General features: G+C 75.0%; 8 protein-coding genes. 5 read left to right on the top strand and 3 right to left on the bottom strand.

What is annotated here, in order from left to right:
• Positions 1 to 506: 506 nt before the first annotated feature.
• Positions 507 to 758: a hypothetical protein gene (locus ACFVXK_RS35145; protein WP_389620295.1), complete on the top strand. Its 252-nt coding sequence runs from the start codon at positions 507 to 509 to the stop codon at positions 756 to 758.
• A 14-nt stretch (positions 759 to 772) separates the two neighbouring features.
• Here the strand turns inward: ACFVXK_RS35145 and ACFVXK_RS35140 are convergent, their stop codons facing one another.
• On the bottom strand, positions 773 to 1,636 hold the full coding sequence (locus ACFVXK_RS35140; protein WP_389620292.1) for a DMT family transporter: 864 nt from the start codon (positions 1,634 to 1,636) through the stop codon (positions 773 to 775).
• A 163-nt stretch (positions 1,637 to 1,799) separates the two neighbouring features.
• Here ACFVXK_RS35140 and ACFVXK_RS35135 point away from each other — a divergent pair, with 163 nt between their 5' ends.
• The gene (locus ACFVXK_RS35135; protein ID WP_389620290.1) at positions 1,800 to 2,303 is read left to right on the top strand and encodes a hypothetical protein; all 504 of its coding nucleotides are present in this window, start codon (positions 1,800 to 1,802) and stop codon (positions 2,301 to 2,303) included.
• Positions 2,304 to 2,316: 13 nt separating this feature from the next.
• Here ACFVXK_RS35135 and ACFVXK_RS35130 read toward each other — a convergent pair whose 3' ends face one another.
• The gene (locus ACFVXK_RS35130) at positions 2,317 to 3,282 is read right to left on the bottom strand and encodes a TetR/AcrR family transcriptional regulator C-terminal domain-containing protein (RefSeq protein WP_389620287.1); all 966 of its coding nucleotides are present in this window, start codon (positions 3,280 to 3,282) and stop codon (positions 2,317 to 2,319) included.
• Between the two features lie 181 nt (positions 3,283 to 3,463).
• Between ACFVXK_RS35130 and ACFVXK_RS35125 the strand changes: the two genes are divergently transcribed.
• The 3 genes from ACFVXK_RS35125 (at position 3,464) to ACFVXK_RS35115 (ending at position 7,166) form a co-directional block, all read left to right on the top strand.
• Entirely contained in the window at positions 3,464 to 4,708 is a 1,245-nt protein-coding gene (locus tag ACFVXK_RS35125; RefSeq protein ID WP_389620284.1) for an FAD-dependent monooxygenase, read from the top strand.
• Between the two features lie 211 nt (positions 4,709 to 4,919).
• Entirely contained in the window at positions 4,920 to 5,111 is a 192-nt protein-coding gene (locus ACFVXK_RS35120) for a hypothetical protein (RefSeq protein ID WP_389620281.1), read from the top strand.
• Between the two features lie 114 nt (positions 5,112 to 5,225).
• Positions 5,226 to 7,166 (top strand): ABC transporter ATP-binding protein, encoded by a 1,941-nt coding sequence (locus tag ACFVXK_RS35115; RefSeq protein WP_389620278.1) that lies wholly within the window; start codon positions 5,226 to 5,228, stop codon positions 7,164 to 7,166.
• 18 nt (positions 7,167 to 7,184) lie between these two features.
• Here the strand turns inward: ACFVXK_RS35115 and ACFVXK_RS35110 are convergent, their stop codons facing one another.
• Complete coding sequence (locus ACFVXK_RS35110; RefSeq protein WP_389620275.1) at positions 7,185 to 7,964, bottom strand: class I SAM-dependent methyltransferase; 780 nt, start codon at positions 7,962 to 7,964, stop codon at positions 7,185 to 7,187.
• Positions 7,965 to 8,136: the final 172 nt, after the last annotated feature.

The following is an 8,136-nucleotide window of genomic DNA, read 5'->3' as shown; positions in this document are numbered from 1 at the left end:
GACGGCGCGGACGGGGGTCGCGAACCGGTGGCCGGTCCCCGGCGTCCGCCAGGTGCCCGAGCCGGAGAACGACTCCGCCGTCGGCCCCGGGGGGAACACGCGGCGGACCACGGGCCCGCCCTTTCGGCCCGGTCTGCGGCAGCCCCACTGGGCGTGCCGGCACCGGGGCCTGCCCATGATCTCCGTGCTGTGCGGGGGCAGCCGTGCCATGTCCCCCGGGCCGGGCGGCGCGGGGACCGGGAGCCGCGCGGGCCGCCGTCCCCGCCCCGAACACCGCCGGGAGCAGCGCGGCGCACCCGGCCGCCACACGCCGCCGCAGCCGCCGGCCTCGGCCGGAAGCCCGACGACTGCGCCCAGCCCGGCGCACCCCCGCGCCCCCCGCACGTCACCCGGACGGCAGTCAAGCCCCGAACTGCCGGGACGTGACGGGACACCCCGGCCGCGGCCCAATGGAGGACAAGAGACCGCCCCCCACGGCGCCCCTCATCACCCGGCAGGAGCCCCCCATGAGCCAGACCATCCAGACAAGCCAGACCAGCCGGACCATCCGGACGAGCCGGATGCACCGCGGCTCCCTCCTCGCCGCCGCGATGGAGGTCGGCGCCGTGCGCGTGGCCCCCGGCGCGTTCGCGGCCTCGAGGACGCCCGGCTCCGGGAGCACCGCCGTGCCCCCGCGCCCCGCTCCGGCGCCGGACGGCACATGGCGCCCCCTCGTGCGCGACGGCAAGGCGGTGCCGGCCGTCCTCGTCACCCTGTGACCGTCCGCCCCCGCCTACGTCGCCCCCTCCCCCTCGTCCCCTCCCGACCTGGCCAGCGCCAGGACCCCGGCGCAGATCAGGGCCAGCCCGAGCAGCTGGGGGAGCAGCCACCAGTGCGTGCGCAGGTGCTCCTCGTACAGCAGCACCCCCAGGGCGATGCTGACCCCCGCGTCGCCCAGCGTCAGCGCCGGCTGCGAGGCGACGAGCGGGCCTCCCTGCATCGCGTGCTCCATGAGCAGGACGGCGCAGATCCCGGCGGCGGCGAAGGCGTACGTCTCCCAGGCCGTCAACGCCCCGACCCCGCCCGTGCGCAGGACGTGCACGGCCGACTTCATCAGGGCGGCGGTCAGCGCGTAGCAGACGGCGGTGGCCGCGCCCAGGCAGCCCGCCCGCATCCGGCCGGGCGGCCGCCGCAGCCCCGCCACGGCCAGCACCGCCACCGCCCCCGCGCACGCCGGCAGGGTCAGCACCCACCGGTCGAGCGGCACGTGCGTACGGTTCCCCGCCGGTGAGGCGGCCACGAGCACCACCCCCAGCCCGGCCACCACCGCGCCCACGGCGAGCCACACCGCCGCCGGCAGCCGGCTCCGTGCCATCAGCGAGGCGATCAGCAGGGCGAGCGGCAGCTCCAGCACGAACAGGGGCTGCACGAGCGACAGCGCACCCGTGGCCAACGCCACGGCCTGCCCCACCCCGGCCGCGATCACCGCCAGGATCCCCCCGAGCCACAACGGCCTCCGCAACAGGTCGAGGACCAGCCCGAACCGGAAGCCACTGCTCTGCGGCACGGTGAGCGAGGCCCGCCGCTGGAGGACCGTCGCGAGCGCGTTGCTGAACGCCGCGAACACCGCGAAGAAGACCGGCACGACAACGCCCATGCCCCGATCCTCGCCGCCCCCCACCGCCCCACCCCTCACCGCCACCGCGGTGTCCCCCGTCCGGCGGGATCCCGCACACACGGCCCACCTGCACGAAGTCGTGGTAGTCGAACGGATGATCGAGGCTAGGGTGTTTCCGACAGCTCGTGCGGGAATCGTGGACATGGACATCAAGACGTACTGCGTAGGGCAGAGCGCCAGTGGTGCCCGCTCGGCAGCGGAAGGCGCCTTGGACAACCTCCCACGGCATGGTCCGGGCCCGGCCGCACAGGACCGTGCGGTCGCCACGCCCGGCATGGTGATCACGGCGCTGCTCGTGCCGGTCGTTTCCGTGCTCGGGTTGGTCACCTCCTGGAGCGTCCAAGGCATACACAGGGACTGGGTGCACCGTCAGCAGGTGGCCTGCCGGCATCTGCCGTTGCCCAGGGCGGAACACCTCGCCGCGTGGTCGGGGCCGGTCCTGGGCCTGTCGGCCGTGGCCGTGTGCCTCCTGCTGGCCCGGTGGGTCCGTCGCCGCTGCGGTCTCCGGCTCCGGGACACCCGGCCGGGGATCCTGGCCTTCGTGTGGGCCCTGTGCAACGTTCCGGCGATCCTCCTGGAGCTGTTCCTGCTCTGGGCGAGCTACACGTCCGACGGGTCGGGATCCGTGCTCGGCGACTGCGGTTAGCGGGACGCCGGGATCAGCCCGCCGGGTCCGGGTTCCCGGCCGGGGCCGTCAGGGTTGCCAGGCCGTCGAGGAGGCGTTGGAGGCCGAAGTCGAAGAGGGCGTCCAGGTCGAGGTCGTAGCCGGTCTTCGCCACGTGGGCGAGGGCCGGGAAGCGGCCCGTGTCGAGGAGCGCGAGGAGGTCCGGTTCCTGGTGGTCCATCCACTCCTCGCTGTCCAGGCCGCTCTCGGCCTCCGCCTCCCGTTCCGCCTCCAGGTTGACGGCGACGCCGCGCGCGTAGTTCAGCAGCGTCAGGTGCGCGGTGAAGGCGGACCGCAGGTCCAGGCCGTGCCTCAGGAGGGCGGCCAGCATCCACTCCGTGTACGGCAGCGCCGAGGTGATCAGCTGGGGGCGGGTCATCGACAGGGCCGGGGCCAGCCACGGGTGGCGGCGGAAGAGGGCCCAGAGGCGGTGGGCCGCCAGTTCGACCGCCTCCCGCCAGTCCGGCGGGGGATCGGCGGGCAGCGGGTGCCGCCCCATCACCCCGTCCATCATCCGCAGGAGCAGGTCCTCCTTGTCGGCGACGTGCCGGTACAGCGACATGGTCGCCACCCCCAGGTCGGCGGCCACCCGGCGCATCGAGACCGCGGCCAGCCCCTCCGCGTCGGCGACGGCGACGGCGGCGTCGACGATCCGCCCCAGCGTGAGCGCCCCCGGGCCCTCGGGTGAACCGGCGGGGCGTGCGGCGGGGGCCGGCCGGGGGGTGCGCGCCGGGCGGGCCGGGGCCGCCACGACCGTGCCGACGCCCGGGACGGCCCGGACCAGCCCCTCGCGGCGCAGCTCCGCCAGCACCTTGCTCGCGGTCGCCATGGCGACGCCCCACTGCCGGGTGATCTCACGGGTGGACGGAACGCGCGCGCCCTGCGCCAGTTCCCCCGCCTCGATCCGCTGCCGCAGCTCCGCGACGATCCGGCTGTAGCGCGGTACCGCCCGTTCTCCCACTGCCTACCCCCTCCGCACTAGTGCACCTGGTGGCTGTCATCTTAGGCGCCGGCTGGGGGCGAAGCCCCGTGCGCGGGGGATCCGTGAGATGCATCTGCACTAGTGCGGCTGGTCTCTTGGGGGCTTGAGCTGTTGGGGTTTAATGGTTGTGTCCGACCTGCGTACGGCGTACATTCGCGGCATGGTGAACAACGAGATCCTCATCAGCGGTGCCGGCATCGCCGGCCCGGCGCTGGCGTACTGGCTACGCGCCGCGGGCTTTGCGGTCACCGTCGTGGAGCGGGCGCCCGCGCCCCGGCCCGGCGGGCAGACGGTGGACCTGCGCGGGGCGGGCCGTACCGTGATCGAACGGATGGGCCTGATGGAACGGGTCCGGGCGCACGCCGTCGACCAGCGGGGCCTCGCCCTCGTCGACTCCCGCGGCCGGACCACCGCCCGGCTGCCCGCCGACGCCTTCGGCGGCGAAGGGATCGTCTCCGAGATCGAGATCCTGCGCGGCGACCTCGCCCGCCTGCTCCACGAAGCCACCCTGCCCGACACCGAGTACCTCTTCGACGACACCGTCACCGGTATCGAACAGACCCCCGGCGCCGGCCCGGACGGCGCGGTCGCCGTCACCTTCGAGAAGGCCGCGCCGCGCCGCTTCGCGCTCGTCGTCGGCGCGGACGGTCCGCACTCCGTGGTGCGCGCGCTCGCCTTCGGCCCCGAACGGGACTTCGTCCGCCCGCTCGGCCTCTACACGTCCTGGTTCACCGCCACCGACCACGACCTGGACCTCGACGGCTGGTACCTCATGCACAACGCCCCCGGCGGCCTGGTCGCCTCCGCGCGGCCCGGCCGGCTCCCCGGCGAGATCAAGGCCGGCTTCAGCTTCCGTTCGCCCCCGCTCGCCTACGACCGGCGTGACCTCGCCGCCCAGCGGGAACTCGTCGCCCGCCGCTTCGCCCACGTCGGCTGGGAGGCCCCGCGCCTGCTGCGGGCCATGCGCACCGCCCCGGACTTCTTCCTCGACTCCATGGGCCAGGTCCGCCTCGACAGCTGGTCGCGCGGCCGCGTGGTGCTGCTCGGCGACGCCGGATACTGCGCCACCCCGCTGACCGGCCTCGGGACCAGCCTCGCCCTGGTCGGCGCGTACGTCCTGGCCGGCGAACTCGCCGCTGCCGGGGGCGATCACGCCCGCGCGCTGCGGCGCTACGACGCGGTCATGCGCCCCTACGTGACCCGCGCGCAGGAACTGCCGCCCGGCGGCGCCGCCGGGTACGCGCCGTCGGGGCGCCTCGGCATCCGGCTGCGCGACCTCTCGATGCGATCGATGACCCGGTGGCCGATGCGCGCCGTGCTCGCCGCGCAGTTCGCCAAGGCCGGGGACATCGCCCTGCCGGAGTACGCCTCCGCCACCGGCGCGGACGCCCGGCCCCGGCCGTGACCTCGTGCCGTGACCTCGTGCCGAATCCTCGTGTCGAAGCCTCGTGCCGAAACCGCAATGACGCGCCCATTGATCGATCGGCCCTCCGGCCGCCAAGGTGGTCACCGCACCCCGGAGCCGCCGAGCCGCCCCGGACGTGCTCCCCCTCGCGGCGGGACCGCGGGCCCCGGCCCCCGCCCCGCCGCGTCACCGTCGGAGAGGAGCAAGGCGCATGTCCACCACCCCCTCACTGCCCCGCCGGAAGCCCGGTGCCAGCGGACGGGCCTTCGACGCGCAGGAGCCCGACCCCGCGGCCCCGGCGCGCGCCCTGCGCGCCCGTGCCGCCGAGGGCTGGCAGCGGTTCATGCGGCGGGCCGAGATCGACCTCCGGCAGGAGGCCGGGGGAGGGGACACCGCGCCCTGAGCGCGGCGGCGCCCGCACCGGGACACCTTCGGGTGACCGGCCCCGCCCGAGACTTCCCGACGCCCCGTTCCTGCCGAAGACTTGACGCTTCCCGCACCCACGGAGGCGCAGCCGGTGACCAGCAAGGACAGTGACGGGCAGGAACGGGTCCAGGAAGAACTCGCCTTCGCGTTCGAGCGGGACAGCAGATGGGAGGCGACCAAACTCATCACGCTGCGTCACATGGCGCGCAGGCTCCCGCATCTCCTCAAGCGCTCCCTGAGCGTCGCCTGGCGCGTCGACCGCCGCTCGGTCGTGGTCCTGATGACCTGCCAGGCCGTCTCCGGTGTCGCCGCCGCCACCGGGCTGCTCGCCACCACCTCGACCATCACCGCCCTGATCTCCACCGGGGACATCACCGAACGGCTGTGGGACGCCTGGCCCTCGGTCGCGGTCCTCGCCGCCGCGGCCGGACTCCGCGCCGGCCTGTACATCGCCGTGACCTGGCTCTCCTCGCGGCTCGCGCCCCTCATGCAGCAGGAGTGCGAGCTGATGCTGCTGGACGCGGCGACCACCTCCGAGCTCGCCGCCTACGACAGCCCCGGCTTCAAGGACCGCTGGGACAACGCCGAACGCGGTGCCGTCGTCGCCAAGGACATCATCGAAGAGGGCCAGGAACTGATCGCCGCCCTCGCCTCCCTGCTCGCCGGCGCCTTCGTCCTCGGCGCCCTCCACCCCGTCCTCATCCCCTTCCTCGTCCTCGCCGGCATCCCGCAGGGCATCGCCCAGATCCACAGCGCCCGCGTCACCTACACCGCCGGCGTGCGGATGACCGGGCACAGCCGCATGCTCGGCGTCCTGCGCTGGCACCTGTCCGACAGCCACGCCGCCGACCAGATCCGTGCCGGGACGATGGCCCCGTTCCTCCTCGGCACCTACCGCCGCATCACCGGGCGCGTCACCGAGGTCCACCGGCAGGCCGTCACCGACGGCGCCCGCATGGCCTTCCTCGGCGCCCTCGGCGGCGGCGCGGCGTCCGCACTCGTCTGGGGCGTGCTCGTCGCCCTCCTGGCCACCGGCCACCTGTCGGTGGCGGCGGCCGGCACCGCCGTCCTCGCCCTGCGGACGGTCACCGGCTCCGTCCAGGGCGTCGTCCGGATGTCCGCCGTCATCTTCCGTACCGGCATGTACATGGACGACTGGTCACGGTTCCTGGAGGAGACCGGCGGCTACCGGCTCAAGGCGGGCGAGATCGTCCCCGGCGCCCCCGCCGAAGTCCGCGCCGAGAAGCTCGTCTACCGGTACGAGGGCAGTGAGCGCAATGCCCTCGACGGCATCGACTTCTCCGTCCGCCGCGGCGAGATCGTCGCCCTGGTCGGCGAGAACGGCTCCGGCAAGACCACCCTGTCCAACCTCCTCACCCGGCTCCACCTGCCCACCGCCGGCACGGTCACCTGGGACGGCCACCCCACCACCGCCCTCGACCCGCACGCCGCGTGGAAGCAGGTCGCCATGGTCCCGCAGCGCTACGCCTGCTGGCCCCTGACCGCCCGCGACAACATCACCCTCGGCCAGCCGGTGGGAGGCGGGGGCGGCGACGGCGACGAGGCCGGTGTCTGGGAAGCCTGCCGGGCCACCGGCGCCGACGAGGTCGTGGCCGAACTCCGTTCCGGCCTCGGCACCCTCCTGGCCCGCGAGTGGCTGGGCGGCACCGACCTGTCGGGCGGCCAGTGGCAGCGCATCGCCCTGGCCCGCGCCTTCTACCGCCCCGCCGGCCTCCTCGTCCTGGACGAACCCACCTCGGCCCTCGACCCGCGCGCCGAACACCGCATCTTCACCCACCTGCGGCAGGCCGCCCGGGACCGCGCCGTCGTCCTCGTCACGCACCGCCTCACCAACGTGGCCGTGGCCGACCGCATCGTCGTCCTCGACCACGGCCGCGTCGTCCAGCAGGGAACGTACGGGCAACTGTCCACGTCCCCGGGCCTGTTCCGCGAGCTCCTCGCCCTCCAGAACGACCGCGACGGTGCCATCCCGACCCAGCGCACCCAGGCGGCCGCGCCCCGGGAGCCGTAGAGCCGGGCCGACCGTCCCTCAGAGCCGCCGGACGCGCAGGACGCCGGTCAGCATCGGCAGCGTGAACTCGCCGTCCGCGGTCTCGGGGCGGCCGGCGAGGTAGCGGCGGATCCGGCCGAGCGCGGTCTGCCGTTCCTCCTCCGGCATGACGAGCACCCCCGCGCGCGTCGCGAGCGTCGCCACGAGCGAGTCGGCGGTGCGGCGCTGCCCGTGCGGGAACGCGGACTGCTCCGGCGAGCCGAACCGGGGGGCACCGCCGCGCGGGAGGTGCATGTCCGCGGTCACGGCGCGCCAGCTCGCCAGGGTGTCGCGCGGGCCGATCGCCGCGCTGCCGCTCACCCGCGCGAGCCCCTCCACCCACGGCACCTGCTCGTCCATGACGTTCCACAGTCCGGCCAGGACGCCACCGGGTGCGAGGACCCTGGCGATCTCGGGGCCGGCGACGGACATGTCGAACCAGTGCATGGCGTTCCCGGCGAGTACCGCGTCCACCGAACCGTCCGCAAGGGGGATCGCCTCCGCGCCCCCCGCGAGGGCGCGGACGGCCGGCAGGCCGCGCCGCAGTTCGGCGAGCATCGCCGGATCCGGCTCGACCGCGACGACGTCGGCGCCGGAGGCGAGCAGGGTGCCGGTCAGCTTGCCGGTTCCGGCCCCGAGGTCCAGGACCCGAGGGCCGGGGGCGGTTTCGAGGGCCCAGGCCACGGCGGTCCGCGCGTAGTCGGGCCGGTGTTCGGCGTAGGCGACCGCCGCGGCGCCGAACGACGAGGCGTGCGCTGCCGCCTGTTCGCTGTGATCCATCCGGCCACGGTAAGGCCCGCTCCGGGCGCGCGGCCATCCCGGACCGGGTGTGCGAGCGTCCCGTCCCGGGTGTGCGGGCGTTCGGCCTCGGGCGTGCGGGCGTCCCGTCCCGGGTGTGCGGGCGTTCCGCCTCGGGCGTGCGGGCGTTCCGCCTCGGGCGCGGGGCCATCCC

Origin of the sequence: Streptomyces sp. NPDC058157 (assembly GCF_042884105.1) — a bacterium.
Lineage (GTDB): Bacteria > Actinomycetota > Actinomycetes > Streptomycetales > Streptomycetaceae > Streptomyces.
This window is presented reverse-complemented; position numbering and strand designations above follow the sequence as displayed.